Source organism: Candidatus Eisenbacteria bacterium, from assembly GCA_013140805.1.
Taxonomy (GTDB): Bacteria; Eisenbacteria; RBG-16-71-46; order RBG-16-71-46; family RBG-16-71-46; genus JABFRW01.
The window spans coordinates 1-15,808 of sequence record JABFRW010000213.1; the positions used below are offsets into that span (position 1 = coordinate 1).

17 protein-coding genes are annotated in these 15,808 nt (G+C 68.7%); 7 read left to right on the forward strand and 10 right to left on the reverse strand.

Annotated elements, in window-relative coordinates:
* The 4 genes from HOP12_16230 to HOP12_16245 all read right to left on the reverse strand — a co-directional run.
* A partial coding sequence (locus tag HOP12_16230; protein ID NOT35689.1) for a TlpA family protein disulfide reductase occupies window positions 1-369 on the reverse strand: 369 nt, incomplete at its 3' end.
* Window positions 366-1,028, reverse strand: coding sequence for a hypothetical protein (locus HOP12_16235; protein ID NOT35690.1), 663 nt, complete (start codon window positions 1,026-1,028; stop codon window positions 366-368). The genes HOP12_16230 and HOP12_16235, both read right to left, overlap by 4 nt.
* The gene (locus tag HOP12_16240) at window positions 1,029-1,232 is read right to left on the reverse strand and encodes a hypothetical protein (GenBank protein ID NOT35691.1); all 204 of its coding nucleotides are present in this window, start codon (window positions 1,230-1,232) and stop codon (window positions 1,029-1,031) included.
* Between the two features lie 79 nt (window positions 1,233-1,311).
* A complete protein-coding gene (locus HOP12_16245) occupies window positions 1,312-2,190 on the reverse strand; it encodes a hypothetical protein (GenBank protein ID NOT35692.1) in 879 nt (292 codons plus the stop codon).
* Between the two features lie 210 nt (window positions 2,191-2,400).
* On the opposite strand from HOP12_16245, the gene HOP12_16250 reads away from it, so the two are divergent.
* On the forward strand, window positions 2,401-3,351 hold the full coding sequence (locus tag HOP12_16250; protein NOT35693.1) for a hypothetical protein: 951 nt from the start codon (window positions 2,401-2,403) through the stop codon (window positions 3,349-3,351).
* An 86-nt stretch (window positions 3,352-3,437) separates the two neighbouring features.
* Here HOP12_16250 and HOP12_16255 read toward each other — a convergent pair whose 3' ends face one another.
* Entirely contained in the window at window positions 3,438-4,505 is a 1,068-nt protein-coding gene (locus HOP12_16255) for an NAD(P)-binding protein (GenBank protein ID NOT35694.1), read from the reverse strand.
* A gap of 95 nt (window positions 4,506-4,600) precedes the next feature.
* Here HOP12_16255 and HOP12_16260 point away from each other — a divergent pair, with 95 nt between their 5' ends.
* The gene (locus tag HOP12_16260; protein NOT35695.1) at window positions 4,601-5,845 is read left to right on the forward strand and encodes an MFS transporter; all 1,245 of its coding nucleotides are present in this window, start codon (window positions 4,601-4,603) and stop codon (window positions 5,843-5,845) included.
* Here the strand turns inward: HOP12_16260 and HOP12_16265 are convergent.
* Together HOP12_16265 and HOP12_16270 are read right to left on the reverse strand one after the other, a co-directional pair.
* Entirely contained in the window at window positions 5,799-6,845 is a 1,047-nt protein-coding gene (locus HOP12_16265) for an aldo/keto reductase (GenBank protein ID NOT35696.1), read from the reverse strand. The genes HOP12_16260 and HOP12_16265 overlap by 47 nt on opposite strands.
* A gap of 55 nt (window positions 6,846-6,900) precedes the next feature.
* Window positions 6,901-7,143 carry a DUF2442 domain-containing protein gene (locus tag HOP12_16270; protein ID NOT35697.1) on the reverse strand — a complete coding sequence of 81 codons (243 nt, stop codon included), beginning with the start codon at window positions 7,141-7,143 and terminating at the stop codon, window positions 6,901-6,903.
* 187 nt (window positions 7,144-7,330) lie between these two features.
* Here HOP12_16270 and HOP12_16275 point away from each other — a divergent pair, with 187 nt between their 5' ends.
* Genes HOP12_16275 through glpK form a run of 3 tightly spaced genes read left to right on the forward strand, consistent with a single transcriptional unit; the run spans window position 7,331 to window position 12,561 of the window.
* The gene (locus HOP12_16275) at window positions 7,331-9,580 is read left to right on the forward strand and encodes an FdhF/YdeP family oxidoreductase (GenBank protein ID NOT35698.1); all 2,250 of its coding nucleotides are present in this window, start codon (window positions 7,331-7,333) and stop codon (window positions 9,578-9,580) included.
* A gap of 21 nt (window positions 9,581-9,601) precedes the next feature.
* Window positions 9,602-11,068: an FAD-dependent oxidoreductase gene (locus HOP12_16280; GenBank protein NOT35699.1), complete on the forward strand. Its 1,467-nt coding sequence runs from the start codon at window positions 9,602-9,604 to the stop codon at window positions 11,066-11,068.
* Window positions 11,065-12,561 (forward strand): glycerol kinase GlpK, encoded by a 1,497-nt coding sequence (gene glpK / locus HOP12_16285; GenBank protein ID NOT35700.1) that lies wholly within the window; start codon window positions 11,065-11,067, stop codon window positions 12,559-12,561. Before HOP12_16280 ends, glpK begins: the two co-directional genes overlap by 4 nt.
* A gap of 23 nt (window positions 12,562-12,584) precedes the next feature.
* Here glpK and HOP12_16290 read toward each other — a convergent pair whose 3' ends face one another.
* From HOP12_16290 to HOP12_16300, 3 genes are read right to left on the reverse strand one after another with little or no spacing between them, the layout of a single operon-like run.
* Window positions 12,585-13,253, reverse strand: a complete 669-nt coding sequence (locus tag HOP12_16290) for an MOSC domain-containing protein (GenBank protein NOT35701.1) — start codon at window positions 13,251-13,253, stop codon at window positions 12,585-12,587.
* Window positions 13,254-13,261: 8 nt separating this feature from the next.
* Window positions 13,262-14,128: an alpha/beta hydrolase gene (locus HOP12_16295; protein NOT35702.1), complete on the reverse strand. Its 867-nt coding sequence runs from the start codon at window positions 14,126-14,128 to the stop codon at window positions 13,262-13,264.
* A complete protein-coding gene (locus HOP12_16300) occupies window positions 14,125-14,667 on the reverse strand; it encodes a type III secretion system chaperone (GenBank protein NOT35703.1) in 543 nt (180 codons plus the stop codon). Before HOP12_16300 ends, HOP12_16295 begins: the two co-directional genes overlap by 4 nt.
* Window positions 14,668-14,820: 153 nt before the next feature.
* Here HOP12_16300 and HOP12_16305 point away from each other — a divergent pair, with 153 nt between their 5' ends.
* Window positions 14,821-15,195, forward strand: coding sequence for a hypothetical protein (locus tag HOP12_16305; protein ID NOT35704.1), 375 nt, complete (start codon window positions 14,821-14,823; stop codon window positions 15,193-15,195).
* A 72-nt stretch (window positions 15,196-15,267) separates the two neighbouring features.
* Window positions 15,268-15,808: hypothetical protein (locus HOP12_16310; GenBank protein NOT35705.1), on the forward strand; the 541-nt coding region annotated here is incomplete at its 3' end.

A 15,808-nucleotide genomic window follows, 5' to 3' on the forward strand; every position in this document is an offset into this window, starting at 1 on the left:
GAGCACGATCGCGTAGCCGAGACCCAGGCGACTCGCGAACGGGCGCACCTTGGAGGCGTTGCGCGGGCCGTCCTCGGAGATGCCGATCACGGTGAGGCCGCGCTGCGCCCAGCGCGTGTGCAGCGCCTGCAGCTCCGGCATCGAGGCGATGCACGGCTTGCACCAGGTCGCCCAGAAGTCGAGCAGCACCGGACCGCGTTCGAGCAGCGCGGCAAGCTCGAGGGTGCGGCCGTCCACGGTGCGAACTCGAAACGCCGACGCGGTGCGGGGCGCGAGCAGCTGGTCGGCGCCGCGCGAGGGCTGCGGCGACGCGAGGGCGAACCATGCCGCGGCCAGCGCGATCGGGATCACCGAGCGGGCACGAATCATCGCAACCTCGCCACGCGCGCGAGCAGCTCGCGCTCGCCCAGTCGCACCCGAACGAAGTAGATCCCCGCGGCGACCCGGGTGCCCGCGAGATCGCGGCCGTCCCAGCCCCATGCGGTGAGTTCGCCGCGGTGCGGCTGGGCGGCAAGTGAGGCCACGCGTCGGCCGGCAAGGTCCAACACCTCGGCGCGGGCGGGCGCGAGTTCGACTCCCGGATGCCGCAGCTCGAAGCGCATCGCGCCCGCGGCCGGGTTCGGGGCGATCGAGAGCTGCCAGTCGATCGATGCGGTCGAAGGCTCGACTCCCACCGTTGTCGCGAGCAGCGAATCCACCAGCGCGCGCACGCGCGGTGCGTCGAGTGCGGCGCCGTAGGGGTAGCCTTGCTGGCGCGCGTTGAAGCGGATGGTGCGATTGGCGTCCGAGTCGATCACGATGAAATTGTCTCGATCTCCGTAGAGCGCGAACATGTTTCCGCCACTGGTCGCTGCGGCATTCAGCAGCAACGCGTAGGTCACGCCGGTGGTGTTCCGGAAACTCTGAAGCGCCGCAGTCGAGCCGTTGAAGATGTCGGCGCCGACCACTACGACGTGCTGCGGGTAGCGCTCGAGGTAGTACTGATGAAGTTCACTCTCGACCGACGGACCGTCGATCAGGCACTCCACTCAATTCCAGCCGAGCATGTGAAGGATGACGACCTTGCCGGTCTGCTGATTCAGGAACCAGGGTGCGCCGACCATGCCGGACTGGAGCTGGTTCTTGTCGAAGAGCGGCGCCGGGGTTCCGGGGTTGGCGACGGCGTGAGCGTTCGAAGCGAGTCCGAGCGAGCACAGCGCGGCGGTGAGCGAAATCGCGAGCATCGGGCGCATGGCGTATTCCCTCCCGAGAATCGAAGTGACGGCGAAGGCGCGCCCGAATTCCGCGGGGCGCTTCGAGGCCCGGATCGTATCACCGCACCTTGACCACGCGGGCGTGAGCCACGACGCCGTCCGCCATCGCGCGCACCAGGTAGATGCCGGCGGCGACCTCGCGGCCGTCCGTACGCTTGCCGTTCCATTCGAAGCGGCTGGCCCCGGACACGCTGGTGCTCGGCGCGAGTCGCGCGACTTCCCGACCCGCGGTGTCGTACACACGCGCTTCGAGCGAGCGCGGCGACGCGGCTGCGTGCGCGAACTCGAGTCGCGTCACGCCGTTGAACGGATTGGGCGCCACCGTCAGCCGCGCGACGTTCGGTCGCGAGCCCGGCGCGGGAACGCCGACCGGAGCGAGCGCCACCAATGAATCGATCAGCGCCTTCATGCGTGGCACGTCGAGTCGCGAGCCATGCGCGTAGCCCTGGACCGCCGCGTTGAAGCGCACGATGCCGCCGCGGTCGACGATCACGTAGTTGTCCCACGGACCCCAGTCGTTCAGGTTGCCGTTCGCCGCGGTGCCGGCGGTGAGCAGCAACGGAAACGTCGCACCGGTGGTGTTGCGGAAGATGCTCGCGACTTGCGCCGGAGTTCCGTTCCACATGTCGGCGCCCAGCACCTGGACGTCATTCGGGGCGACGGAGCCGTAGTAGGCGGCGATCTCGGTCTGAAAGCCCGGGCCGTCGTTCAGGCACACCGGGCAGTTGTAGCCGAACTGGAACATCACGATGATCCGGTTCGGGTAATCCGCAAGCGTGCGCACCGGACCGGGCGCCGAGCCGACCAGTTCGGCGCGCGCGAAGTCGGTGATGACCTGGCCGGGACCCTGGGTCGCGGCGGCAGGTCGGGCGCCGGACAGGCTGAGCGTCAGCGCCGCGACGACCGAGACACGCAGCGAACGGGTGAGCAGGCGCATGGGACCCCCTGAGCAGTGATGGCGCGGTAACCGGTTACTCGGCCTGATTCGTGTCGCAGCGGGCGATTTGCACGGCCCCTGGTCTTCGGCAGGTACGGCCGCCCCGGTCTCCTGTGACCGCAGCCCGGGAATAGTACGGCCTCCGGGGCGTAAATGGATCAACGCGCGGCGAGTTTCGCCCGACTGCCGCCGACTTACGGAGGAAACGCCATGTACAAGCACACCACCGACGCACTCGTCCGCCGCACCGGGATGGGCCCGAGCGCCCGTCCTCTCGCTCTCGCTCTCGCGCTCACCGCGGTGGCTCTCGGCCACGCGGCGCTCGCTTCGGCCGACTGGACCTACGCGAATTCCGATCGCGTGGTCGATGGCCGCCTCGTCGACGTGCAGATTCAGGTCGGCGGTCAGGCCGTGCCGCTCTATCCGTCGCCGCGCGGTGATCAGCGCACCTACTTCGAGGCCCAGCGGGGCCGCAACTACGAAGTCGCGCTGCACAACAACACCGGCCAGCGGGTCGGCGTGCTGATCGCGGTCGACGGACTCAACGTGATCACCGGCGATCGCTCCAGGCTGTCGCGCAGCGAATCGATGTACGTGCTGGATCCGTGGGAGCAGACCGTGATCCGTGGCTGGCGCAGCTCGCTGCACGACGTGCGGCGCTTCGTGTTCGTCGACGAGGAACGCTCGTACGCCGAACGCACCGGCCAGGCGAATGGCGACCTCGGCTGGATCCGGGTGCTCACCTTCCGCGAAGATCGTCCGCTCGCGTGGCTCGGCTACAAGGATCGGGATCGTCGCGATCTGCCGCAGGCCGGCGCCGCGCCGCGTGAGCAGGAGTCCCGCGAGGGAGCCGCGAACGAAGCGCCCGCGCCGTCGCTCGACAAGAGCAAGGCCGAGCGCAAGGGTGCGGATCTGAACGGCATGCGTTCCGAGATGGCGCCCGAGAGCAATCCCGGCACCGGCTGGGGCGACCGTCAGGTCGACCCGGTGCGGCAGGTCGACTTCCGTGCGGCGCGTCAGGCGACCGATCAGCTGGTGATGCGTTACGAGTATGCGGCGGGGCTCCAGGCACTGGGCATCCGTCCGTGGCGCTCGAATCGCAATCGGACCCATGACCGCGACCGCGGCGAACTGGGATTCGCGCAGCCGCCGAAGTGGTAGTGAAGCGAAAGGTCGCGCGCTGATGCGACCGAACTCGAGCACGCGATGCGGCCGGACCGGCGACGGTTCGGCCGCTCTCGATTGCGCTATGCGTGCGTCGGGCCGGCGGCCCTCACGACTTCGCGCACGCGTGGCAGCGTGGCGATCTGCTCGCCGATCGCGATGCCGCTGAAGTAGGCGGCCTCGACACCCGGATGGGTCGCGAACGCCTCGCCGCACAGAGAGACCGCCGCGCGCTCCGGCGATTCGAGCGTCACCACTTCCCCGATGCCGTCGCCGCGCCGCAACCGCGCCCATTCCCAGCGATGCGTGTGCACGAATACCGGCGTGCGAGCCCACGGTCCCAGCACCTCGGCGGCTTCCCACAGCAGCTCGTCCCGCCACGTCGCATCGGGCTGCTCCCAGGCGTCCCCGGCATAGAGATCGCGCGACTGAATCACCAGCACCCGATGGCGCGGAGCTTCGCGCTTGCTCGAGTCGTGGATGATCGCGTGGATCATGGTGGTCTCGAGCGGGTACCACAGGTCGAACCCGGGCTCCGGGGTATCGGTCGGGTAGCCGGCCATGACCGTGAGACAACGCAACCCCATCACCGAGTGGAGCGCGCGCTGCAGTTCCGCCGCGCCCGCCCACTCGGAGGCGATCGGTTCGATCAGCCGCAGGGTCTCGGGAAGATGCGTTGCGAGCACCACGAACGGCGCTTCAAATCGCGAACCGTCCGCGAGCACCACGGCAGTGCGAGGCCCCGCGGCCTCGAGTGAAGTCACCCGTGCGCCGAGTCGTACGTCGAGATCGACGGCCAGGTGGCGCGGGAACTCGGAGACACCGGCGCGGCGCGCCAGTCGCCGGTGTCCGGGCTGGAACGCCGCTGGCTGGCAGGCCAGCCGCGGTTCGCGCACGTTAATCGGCCAGCCGGAGAACTTCCCGGCTTCGGGCAGCTCCTGGAGCGCTAGTCCGAATTCGCGCGTGGTGGCGTGCAGCAACGGCACGCCAAAGTCGACGCGCTGATCCTCGATGCTGCGGGTGGCGCAGCGCCCGCCCACGCCGCGCGCGCGTTCGAGCACGCGGCACGTCACGCCGCGTCGCTGTAGCTCACGGGCGCAGGCGAGCCCCGCGACTCCGGCTCCGACCACGATCACGAGTGGCTCCGACATGGTGTTCGACTCTAGCACCCCCCTCCTGATATGACTTGGCCATGCATGGGACGACCGCGCCAGCCCCGAGCGACGATCGCGGTCGACGCGCTGCCGTGCGCGCGTGGTGTCTGTACGACTGGGCGAACTCGGCGTTTGCGACCAGCGTGGTGGCCGCGATCCTGCCGGTGTATTTCGCCGGAATCGCCAGCCGCACCATGGCGCCGCATCAGGCGACCGCACGCTGGGCATTCGCGAGTGCCGCCGCGATGCTGCTCTCGGGAGTGCTGGCTCCGACGCTCGGCGCGTGGGCGGATCGCGGCGCGCGGCGCAAGCCGCTGCTGGCCGCGTGCGTCGCGGTCGGGGCACTCGGCACGCTGGCGCTTGCGTTCGCGCCCGCCAACGACTGGCGCGTGATCCTGCTGTGCTTCGGGGTCGCGTTCATCGCGTTCGCAGTCGGCAACGGGCTCTACGATGCGCTGCTGCCGGCGGTCGCCGAGCCGGACGAGATGCATCGGGTGTCGTCACGCGGCTTTGCACTCGGCTATCTGGGCGGCGGGATCCTGCTGGCCGTGCATCTGGCGATGATCCTCAAGCCCGAGTGGTTCCATCTGCCGGATGCGGCGACCGCGACTCGCATCGCGCTCGCGAGTGTTGCGGCATGGTGGGTGGGATTCTCGCTTCCGCTGTTCCGACACGTGCGCGAGCCGCTGCGTGAGGCCGTCGCCGGACCGCAGCGCGCGCCGATCTCGCAGGTCTTTCACACGCTGATGTCGCTGCGGAAGCGTCCCGACCTGTGGCGTTTCCTGCTCGCATTCTGGCTCTACAGCGACGGCATCGGCACGGTGGTCAAGATGGCGACCGTGTACGGAAGCGAGGTCGGCATCGGGCGCTCGCACCTGATCGGGTCGCTGCTGCTGGTGCAGCTCGTCGCGGCACCCGCGAGCCTCGCGTTCGGACGCCTCGTCAAGCCGATCGGCCCGCAGCGTGCGGTCGTGATCGGTCTCGCGGGCTACGTGCTCATCACGATCTGCGGCTTCATCATGACCCGGCCGATCCACTTCTGGATGATCGCCGTCCTGGTCGCGTTGTTCCAGGGCGGCACCCAGGCGCTGTCGCGTTCGATGTTCGTCACGCTGATTCCGCGCCGCCAGACCGCCGAGCTGTTCGGCTTCTACTCGGTGAGCGAAAAACTCGCGGGCGTGGTCGGACCGTTGCTGTTCGGCACCGTCGCATCGCTGAGCGGCGGCGGACGCTACGCGGTGCTCACGCTGATGCCGATGTTCATCGCCGGAGCGTTCCTGCTGATGAGCGTCAACCTCGAACGCGGCGCCGCGCAGGCGCGGGCCGACGAGGCTTAGCGGCGCGCACGGGTTTGGCGCGGGTCGCGCGCGCGGGCCTGGGCCCGGCGATCGCCGCCTCGATCAGCTTCCATTGCGCGGGCGTGAGCTTCACGTCGGACGCGCTGACGTTCTCCTCGAGCTGTGCGACCGAAGTCGCGCCGATGATGGCGCTCGAGACCTCGGGACGCCGCAATACCCAGGCGAGCGCCACCGGTGCCGCTGCCGGCAGACCGTGCTCGGCGAGTGTGGCCGCGAGGCGCTCGGCCGCCGCGACGTTCTCGGGCGTGAGCGCCTTCTCCTGCGTGAGGAAGTGCGCGAACTTGGTCGTCGCGCGACTGCCCTCGGGCACCGCACCGCCCGCGTACTTGTTGGTGAGCACACCCTGAGCGAGCGGCGAGTAGACGATCAGCCCGATGCCTTCGCGCTTGCAGAAGCCCAGGTGATCTTTCTCGATGTGGCGATCGATCAGGCTGTAGCGCGGCTGGCTCGACACCATGACGTCCCAGCCGTTCGCCTTCTGGACCTTCAGGACCTGGCGATCGAGCGGCGCGTGATGGTCGTAGTTGGAGTACCCCACGTAGCGCACGCGGCCCGAGCGCACCAGATCCTCCATGGCATAGAGCGTCTCCTCGATCGGCGTGTCCTTGTCGGGCGCGTGGAGCTGATAGAGATCGACGTAGTCGGTGCCGAGCCGCTTCAGGCTCTGATCGATCGCATCGAAGATGTGCTTGCGTGACAACCCCGCGCCGAGCGGCCCGTCCCACACCCGCCCCATCACCTTGGTCGCGATCACGACCTGCTCGCGCGGCAGATCCTGCAGCGCCTTGCCGAGCACCGTTTCCGCGGCGCCACGCACGTACACGTCCGCGGTGTCGAACAGGTTGATCCCCAGCTCGAAGGCCCGGCGGATGACCAGCGCCGCCTTCGCGTCATCGAGCGAACCGCCGTACGTCGTCCACGACCCGAGAGCGAGTTCCGAAACTTTGAGGCCACTGCGGCCGAGACGACGGTAGTTCATGAGGGCTCCAGGTGGATGCAGGAAAGCAGGCGAGGTCGCGGATTGAATGGAGCGACTATCGAGGTCGCTGTCGCGCGATCATGTCGTACAACGTATCCGGAGCGAGGTCGGCTCCCGACGGCCATACGACCGTTCTGTTCTCCGAGTCGACGCGGACCTTTGCGAACTCAGCCGGATCTCGAAGGGAGGTGAAGACGCCGCTGAAGGTGACCAGCAGGGAGGAATGGGACGAAGCGGAGCCTGGTGGCGAGCAAGTTCCCAGACTGCGAGGAGCTCCTCTCGACGCAGCGCCGCCCACTCGACCACGATCCCGAAGAAGCGACTGATTTCCGTCACCGGTATTCCCGCCTGCGGGGGCGAGACTTCGTGAGGCTGAATCATGACGCAGACTATGCCGAGGCGCTCGGTTGCGGGCAAGCTCGTCGATCCTCGCCGGTGCGCCGAGGACCGAGTCGAGCCGGACGAATTCCGCTACTCTGCGCGCGATGCCCTCGCCGCGTGACTCTTCGGGTGGTCGCTTCCGACTGCGCGACCTGCTTCCGTTCGGACCCTCGCGACACCCTCGCCCGCGCCCGTTTCTCGGCATGGCGGAGGTGGTGTGGGAGAACCGCGACAACCTGCCCTTCGCGCTGCGCATCCTTCAGCACGGCGTGTGCGACGGATGCTCACTGGGTCCGCGCGGGCTGCGAGACGACGTGATCGACGGCGTGCACCTGTGCATGACGCGTCTCAAGCTGCTGCGCCTCAATACCATGGGAGCCATTCCCGAGGATCGGCTGCATCAGCTCCGGCCACTGCGCGAGATGCGCAACGAAGCGCTGCATGCGCTCGGCCGCCTGCCCTACCCGATGATTCACCGCGAGGGCGATTCGCGACTGCATCGTCTGTCGTGGGACGAGGCGCTCTCGATCGTCGCCGAGTCGCTCGCGGAGGTTCCCGGCGAGCGCATGGGCTTCTTCGCGACTTCGCGCGGCATCGTGAACGAGACCTACTACGCATTCACCAAAGCTGCGCGGCTGATGGGATCGAACCACGTCGACCTGTGCTCGCGACTGTGTCACGCCGCAAGCGTGTCGGGTCTCAAGGACACGCTCGGGGTCGCGGCCCCCACCTGCTCGCTCAGCGACATGATCGGCAGCGATCTGGTGGTGATCTGGGGATCGCACCTCGCGAACAACCAGCCGGTGACGACCAAGTACCTCACCTACGCGAAGCGCAAGGGGACACGCATCCTGGTCGTGAATCCGATGCGAGAGCCGGGGCTCGAGCGCTACTGGGTACCGAGCGACGTGCGCAGCGCGCTGTTCGGCACCAAGTTGATGGACGATTTCTTCCAGGTCGGCGTGGGCGGCGACATCGCGTTCATCCACGGTGTGCTGAAGCACCTGTTCGAGAACGACTGGATCGATCGCGACTACGTCATGCGTCACACCGAGGGTATCGACGCGCTGCGGCAGCACGTCGAGGGACTCGCGTGGGAGCGCCTCGAACGCGAGTCGGGACAGACGCGGGCCGACATGCATCGATTTGCCGAGACCTACTCGCGCGCGAAGAGTTGCGTGTTCGTCTACAGCATGGGACTCACGCAGCATCGGTTCGGCGTCGACAACGTGAAGTCGATCGTGAACCTGGCGCTCGCCCGCGGCATGCTGGGGCGCGAGAAGTGCGGCATCATGCCGATCCGCGGACACTCGGGCGTGCAGGGCGGCGGCGAGTGCGGCGTCGACCCGGAGAAGTACCCGGGCGGCTACGAGGTCGCGAACGCTTCCGACCGCGAGCGCTTCGAGACGCTGTGGGGCGAGCCGCTGCCGGCATGGAAGGGCATGCGCACGCTGCAGATGCTCGAGGCCGCGCACCGCGGCGAGCTCGATTTTCTGTATTCGCTCGGCGGCAATCTGCTCGAGACTCTGCCGGATCGCGAGTTCATGCGCGCCGCACTCACGCGGGTCAAGCTGCGTGTGCACCAGGACATCGTGCTCAACACCTCTTCGTTGCTTCCCGGCGCCGCCGTGCTGCTGCTGCCGGCGCAGACTCGGTACGAGACGCCGGGCGGCGGGACGGCGACCAGCACCGAGCGTCGCATTCGCTTCTCGCCCGAGATTCCGGGGCCTCGCATCGAGGAAGCATGGCCCGAGTGGCAGATCCCGGTGGCGGTCGCTCTCGCCGCCCGGCCGCGACTCGAGCCGCGTTTTCCGTGGACCTCCACGCGCGACATTCGTCACGAGATCGCGCGTGCGATGCCGATCTACGCCGGAATCGAAAATCTCGATCACGAGGGCCAGTGGGTGCAGTGGGGCGGGCCGTTTCTGTTCGGTGACGGCTTCCAGAAGATGCCGAACGCGCGAGCGCGCTTCACCGCGGTCCTGCTGCCCGAGATCGCGATTCCCGACGGGCAGTTCTACATGACGACCCGGCGCGGCAAACAGTTCAACAGCATGGTGCACTCGAAGACCGACGGGCTGATGGGGGCCGCGTCGCGCGACGACGTGCTGATGGCGCCCGAAGACGCCGCACGGATCGGAGTGAAAGAGGGGCAGGCGATCCGACTCCGCAATGAGACCGGCGAATGGATCGGAGTCACGCGGTTGGCACCGATGAAACCGAATCACGTGCAGACCTATTGGCCCGAGACGAACGGGCTGATCTCGCGCCGCTTCGATGCCGTCTCGGGCGAGCCCGACTACAACGCCTTCGTGTGGATCGAGACACTCCTCGCTCCGGTGGCGACCGTCTGAGTTCGAAGGGTGGAGATCGCGATGGATCGCGTGGACCTTGCAGTGATCGGCGGTGGCATCACGGGCGTCGGGATCGCCCGGCTCGCGGCCCGCAACGGGCTCTCGGTTGCGCTGTTCGAGCGCGCCGATCTGGCGTCGGGCGCCAGTAGCGCCACCAGCCACATGCTCCACGGCGGACTGCGCTACCTGGAGCACGGCCAGTTCGCGCTGGTGCGCGAGTCGCTGGCCGAGCGCACCGCGGTGTCGCGCATGGCGCCGGGGCTCGCACGCCCGCGCCGATTCCTGATGCCGTTCTATCGCGGCGACCGACGCCCGGGCTGGATGGTGCGCACCGGGCTGTGGCTCTACGACTCGCTGGCGGGCGGCCGCGGGCTCGAGCCGCATCAGAGCTTCGGCGCGGCGGCGGCTCTGGCGCTCGAACCGGACCTCGAGCCCGAGGGCCTGCTCGGCGGTGCGATCTACGGCGACGTGGTGATGGACGACGCGCGCATCACGGTGAGCGTCGCCATGGATGCCGCTGCGCACGGCGCTGCGATCCACAGTCACACCGAGGTGACGGGCGCGCGACCGGGTGCCGAAGGCGGCATCGAGCTGATCGTGCGCGACGCGCTCGAAGGCGGCGAGCGTTCGGCGCTCGCCCGCTACGTGGTGATCGCGTGCGGCGCATGGTCGGATTCGGTGCGCACTCGCCTGTTGCGAGCACTCGAACCGGGTCGGCCGGATCCTGCACGGCTGCTGCGCCCGACTCGCGGCGTGCATCTGGTGTTCCCGGCACTCACCCGCGGCCACGGCATCACGGCGTTCGCGCCGCGCGACGGCCGTGTGGTGTTCGTGGTGCCGTTCGGCGAATGGTCGATCGTCGGCACCACCGAGACCGAGGTCGTCAGCAGCGAGTCTCCCGACGCCTGGAGTCCGAGCCTCGAAGAGGTGCGCTACCTGCGCGAGGCACTTGCGCGGCTGCTTCCGAGTCAGGCCCGACGGCCGGCGCTCGCACTCATGGCGGGCGTTCGCCCGCTGGCGGCATCCGACGGCACGCTCGCGGCCGCATCACGAGAGCACCGGGTGACCGAGGACGGCGATCTGTTCACGATCGTGGGCGGCAAGTACACCGGCTTCCGCCCGATGGCGCACGACATCGTGGCCCGAGTGATGGCGCGCCTGCATCGTTCGGCGCGGATCGACGACCCCGCGACGCCGTTGCCGCCGTGGCTTGCCGCCGAGGCGGGGGCCGAAGCGCTGGCGGCGTTCGCGGTCGAGCGCGCGTTCGCTCGCAGGCTCGAAGACGTGGTGCGGCGGCGCAGCCTGCTGTGGCTCGCCCCCGACGGCGGCCGCATCGCGGCTCCGCTGCTCGCCGAAGCACTCGGCCGCCGACTCGGCTGGGATGCGACGCGCACCCGCGAAGAATTGCGTGCGTTTCACGCGCGGCTCGACGACGACGAGCGGCTGCTCCATGAAGCCTACGAAGACCACGCCCCGAGGCCTGCATGAAGAAGTCCTGGATTCTGGCGATCGACCAGGGAACCACCGGCACCACCGCCTTGGCGATCGACGCCCGCGGCGCCATCCGCGGTCGTGGCTACGCCGAGCTGCCTCAGCACTTCCCGAAGCCCGGCTGGGTCGAGCACGACGCCGATCAGATCTGGCGCAGCGTGCTGGCCGCGACCTCGAGAGCGATCCGCGCCGCGCAGCTCGGTGCACGCCACCTTGCGGGGATCGGGCTCACGAATCAGCGCGAGACCGCGGTGTTGTGGGATCGCGAGAGTGGCGAGCCGCTCGGACGCGCGATCGTGTGGCAGGACCGCCGCACCGCCGAGCTGTGTGCCGCGCTCAAGCGGCGCGGATACGAGCGCGAGGTGCGGCGACGCACGGGGCTGCTGCTCGATCCCTACTTCTCGGGCACCAAGCTCACGTGGCGACTGCGCGGCGAGCCGCGTCTGCGAGCACTCGCGAAGCGCGGCCGTGTGGCGTTCGGCACCGTCGACAGCTGGCTGTTGTGGAAGCTGACCGGCGGTGCGGTTCACGCCACCGACCCCACCAACGCCTCGCGCACGCTGCTCTACAACATCGCCACGCATGCCTGGGACCCGTGGCTGCTCGAGCGTTTCGAAGTGCCTGCCTCGATGCTTCCGAGCGTGATGCCATCGAGCGGCGAGTTCGGCCGCACCCGCGCGATCGGCGCGATCCCCGCGGGTGTTCCGATCGCCGGCATCGCGGGCGATCAGCAGGCGGCGCTGTTCGGACAGGGCTGCGTCGCAGCCGGACAGAGCAAGAACACCTACGGCACCGGCTGCTTCCTGCTGCTGCACACGGGCTCGAGGCGCGTGCCCTCGAAGGCGGGACTGCTCACCACGGTCGCGTGCGGACCGCGCGGCGAGCTGGCCTACGCGCTCGAGGGCAGCGTGTTCGTCGCCGGTGCCGCGGTGCAGTGGTTGCGCGACGGCCTCGGAATCATCGCGAAGGCTTCGGACACGGAGCGGCTTGCGCGCAGTGTGCCGGACGCGGGCGGCGTGGTGGTGGTGCCGGCGTTCGTGGGGCTCGGAGCACCATGGTGGCGGCCCGAGGTTCGCGGGGCGATCCTCGGACTCACACGCGGCACGACGCGCGCGCACCTCGCGCGTGCCACGCTCGAGTCGCTCGCATTCCAGAGCGGCGATCTGGTCGCCGCGATGGCTCGTGACTCCGGGCGCCCGGTGCGCGTCCTGCGAGTCGACGGCGGAGCCGCCGCGAATGACTGGCTCATGCAGTACCAGGCCGACCTGCTCGGAGTGCCGGTCGAGCGACCGCGCGTCATCGAGACCACGGCGTATGGCGCCGGCCTGCTCGCGGGACTCGGCGTCGGGCTGTGGCGCTCGCACCGCGAGCTGGCCCGCGCGATCCGCATCGAACGCACGTTTCGGCCGCGCAAGACACGGCGCTGGCGCACCGACGAGTGGGCACGCTGGCGGGCCGCGATCGAGCGGCTGACGTCGGGCGAGCGGTAGACGGGCGAGCGGTCGACGGGTCGCTATTCCGCGGCGACCGCGAACTTCTCCCGCCAGACGGGCGACAGCTCTGCACACTCGGTGAGCCGTGCCGCGAGATCCGCGCTCTTCTCGTGTCCCATGCGAAGCGCCAGCACCTTCGCGACCGTGAAGTCGGGATGCAGGCGCTCCAGCAACTTGAAGGGCTGATTGACTGCGATCGTGCCGGGCGTGAGCACGCGCAGATACCAGCCGCTGCGCCCCGACGCCGCGACTTTCTCGAGCAGGTCCGCCCGATCCCAGCGACGCGCGATGTTCATGCACGGCCCGCGTGGTTGAGAAACCTGCAACCGCACGTCACCGACCGCCCAGGTGTCGCCGATGCAGACACTGGTCTCGTCGATACCCGACACGGTCAGGTTCTCGCCGAAACCGCCGGGGCCCATTTCGTGAATGTCGAGCTCGTCGCGCCACGCCTCGTAGTGCGAATCGGCATACGCGAGCACCGCCATCTGCTCGCCGCCGTGATGTCGACGATCGTATTGCTGGTCGCCGGCCAACCCGAGCGCGCCGACCGCGACCGCACCCGTGACCGGGCTCTTGATGTAGGCGCTCGCCCACGTGGTGCCGGAGGTCTTGTCCCACTTGGGGCGCGGGTAGCGCGCGATGAGCCCGACGCGCACCGAAACGAGTCGGCTCACCACCGGCTTCATGCCCCTCCCTAGACCACCACGATCGCGTCGAGCCAGCCGATCAAGTCCTTGATCGCCTGGTCGCGCGCCGGGTCGTTGAAGATCTCGTGCGGTGCATCCTGGTAGGTGATGAGGCGCGCGATTCCGTGGGGCGCCGCCGCAGTGAACTCGAGCGAGCCGCGCGGATCGGTCACCTTGTCCGCTGCGCCGTGCATGAGCAGCACCGGAGCACTGAGCCGTCGCGCCGATTCCAGGACGCGCTTCTGGGCATCGAGCATTGCGAAGTAGGTGCGCGGCGTGATGCGATCGTGCACCCGCTTGTCGGCGCGGCGCTGGTCGAGCACTTCAGAGTCGCGCGACAGATGCTCGACCGCGATTCCGTCGGGAAATCCGGTGGTCGGCGACAGCATCGCCGCGACGCGAGCGAGCATCACCTTGGCGGACGGCGGAGCCGGGATCCGGATCGCCGCGGCCGAGCTCACCGCACCGAGCACGGTTTTCGAATGGGTGAGCGTGTAGTCGAGCGCCAGCAAGCCACCCATGCTGTGACCCAGCAGCACCAGCGGTAATTCGGGCGGCTGACCCGGCATGCCGCGCGTCAGCGTGAACATGCTCGGAACGATGCGGTCGCGCAGGTCGGACCATGACGGAATGTCGCCGCGCGGGCCGGTCGCCTCACCGTGTCCGGGCAGGTCGAGCGCCACCACCGTGAAGCGCCGATCGACCAGCCGTTCCGCGAGCGCCGCATAGCGTCCGCTGTGCTCGCCGATGCCGTGCACCACCGCGATCAGCCCGCGCGGCGACTCGGCGCACCATGCGCGGCCGGGCAGCACGGTGTTGCGATCGATCCGGACGTCGATCTGGATCGCGGGGATCTTGCTCTCGCTCGGATTCACGCGAGGCGCGGTGGGTTCGGACGCGGAGGTGCGTCGTCCAGATCGTCGTCTTCGGCGTCGCCGTCGAGCTCCGAATCGTCGTCGTCCTCCTCGTCGGAGTCGAGCCCGTCGCCGTTTTCTCCGTCTTCGGCGCCGTCTTCTCCGTCGTGGATCGTGCCGCCGCCGAACACGAGGTCACTCGAGGCGAACGTCGAGCCGGTGTTCTTCACCAGCTTCACGACCTGGTCGAGAAAGCTCGCGAAGTCGTCGGGGGCGAGCGTTGCGAGCGGGTGCACGGTCACCGACCACAGCTCCTTCCCGCGCAGCGCGTAGCGAGCATCGAGCGCGCGGTCGTAGTTGGCCTGGAGCAGTACCTGGAGCAGATCGGGCTGCATCTCGCGCACTTCGCCGATCGGGGCCATGATGCGCATGCGATCGTGAGACTCGTCACTCAACACATAGATCTCGATCTCGTCGCGCACCCCATGCCAGAAACCGGGGCGCCCTTCGAGCTGACTGAGATACGAATCGAGAATCTTTCCGATCGAGGTCGTTGTCATCGTGGATTGCGCGGCATTGTGGCCCATCGCGCATCAGGTTGCACGCGATTTCATGGCGGCGAGTCACCCGTCTCTCGCGGTTTTCGGCGCATTCGTGAGGACTCCTTGAGTCCGTATTTCCGCGCGGTGCGCGCGGCCGTGTAGAGTTCCCGCGTGATCCGTCCCACTGCCGCGCTGCTGGCTCTCGTGCTCGCTGCCGTCTCCCGCTGCAGCAGCTCCGCGCCACTCCCGCCACCCCACGACGCGGGAGGTTCCACTCGCCCCTCCGGCGCCGCGAAGAGCTCGCGCAGCGCTTCGCTGCCGCGCCCCGGCGACAACGTGAAGTTGCGAGGCGTGCTGAGCGAGGATGTCGACTGCCGGCTGCTCAAGGCCGAGAACGGCGAGACCTACAGCCTGTCGTCGAAGCTCCCGAGTCTGCTGAACGGGTCGCGCGTCTGCGTTCACGGCACGATCTCCGAAGTCTCTCAGTGCCTCACGCAGCCGAGCATCGAGGTCTCGCAGGTCCGCAACTGGTCCTCTTGTCCCTAGCGCGCTAGAGTTCGCGGCCCGCGACCCGCGCTCGAGCCTTCCGGCCCTCACCCTTTCACGCGATCGAGTTCCGTGCCCGACGATCCTCAGAAATCCGCCCGTCGCCCGCTCATCATTCCCGGACAGAGCGAGGATCCGCCGCCGCGCAAGCCCGTCCTGTTGGGGGCGAGCGGTCAGCCACTCACGTCGGAGTCCTTCGAGCCCGAGCCGCCCCGCATCGTGTTGCCGCCGGGAGCCGCGGCCGCGAGCCTCGACGACATTCCGGAGCACCCGCGCCTGCGCCCGGTCATGATCGTGCCGGTCCGGGAGCGCGGGCAGGACCTGCTGCTCGTCACCGATCCGCTCGGCGTGCTGCCGTCTCCGATCGCGCTGCGCATCGAGGTGCTGGACTTCCTTCAATTGCTCGACGGCCGCTTTTCGATCACCGAGTTGTCGGCCGAGATCGCGCGGGCGAGCCGCGACGTTCGCGCCGGCGCGTGGGTGCGCGAGTTCGTGGCTCAGCTCGACCGCATGCTGCTGCTCGAGTCTCCGCGCTTCGAGGACGCCTATCGACAATTGCGTGACGCCTTCCACCAGCTCGAAGTCCGGCAGGCCGCTCTGCGAGGCGTCTCGT

Excerpts from the sequence above, each read along its gene's own strand:
- HOP12_16280 (NOT35699.1), top strand. The coding sequence starts at position 9,602 with ATGGATCGCGTGGACCTTGCAGTGATCGGCGGTGGCATCACGGGCGTC.
- HOP12_16265 (NOT35696.1), bottom strand. The coding sequence starts at position 6,845 with ATGAACTACCGTCGTCTCGGCCGCAGTGGCCTCAAAGTTTCGGAACTC.
- HOP12_16290 (NOT35701.1), bottom strand. The coding sequence starts at position 13,253 with ATGAAGCCGGTGGTGAGCCGACTCGTTTCGGTGCGCGTCGGGCTCATC.
- HOP12_16240 (NOT35691.1), bottom strand. The coding sequence starts at position 1,232 with ATGCGCCCGATGCTCGCGATTTCGCTCACCGCCGCGCTGTGCTCGCTC.
- HOP12_16255 (NOT35694.1), bottom strand. The coding sequence starts at position 4,505 with ATGTCGGAGCCACTCGTGATCGTGGTCGGAGCCGGAGTCGCGGGGCTC.
- HOP12_16275 (NOT35698.1), top strand. The coding sequence starts at position 7,331 with ATGCCCTCGCCGCGTGACTCTTCGGGTGGTCGCTTCCGACTGCGCGAC.
- HOP12_16300 (NOT35703.1), bottom strand. The coding sequence starts at position 14,667 with ATGACAACGACCTCGATCGGAAAGATTCTCGATTCGTATCTCAGTCAG.
- HOP12_16245 (NOT35692.1), bottom strand. The coding sequence starts at position 2,190 with ATGCGCCTGCTCACCCGTTCGCTGCGTGTCTCGGTCGTCGCGGCGCTG.
- HOP12_16250 (NOT35693.1), top strand. The coding sequence starts at position 2,401 with ATGTACAAGCACACCACCGACGCACTCGTCCGCCGCACCGGGATGGGC.
- glpK (NOT35700.1), top strand. The coding sequence starts at position 11,065 with ATGAAGAAGTCCTGGATTCTGGCGATCGACCAGGGAACCACCGGCACC.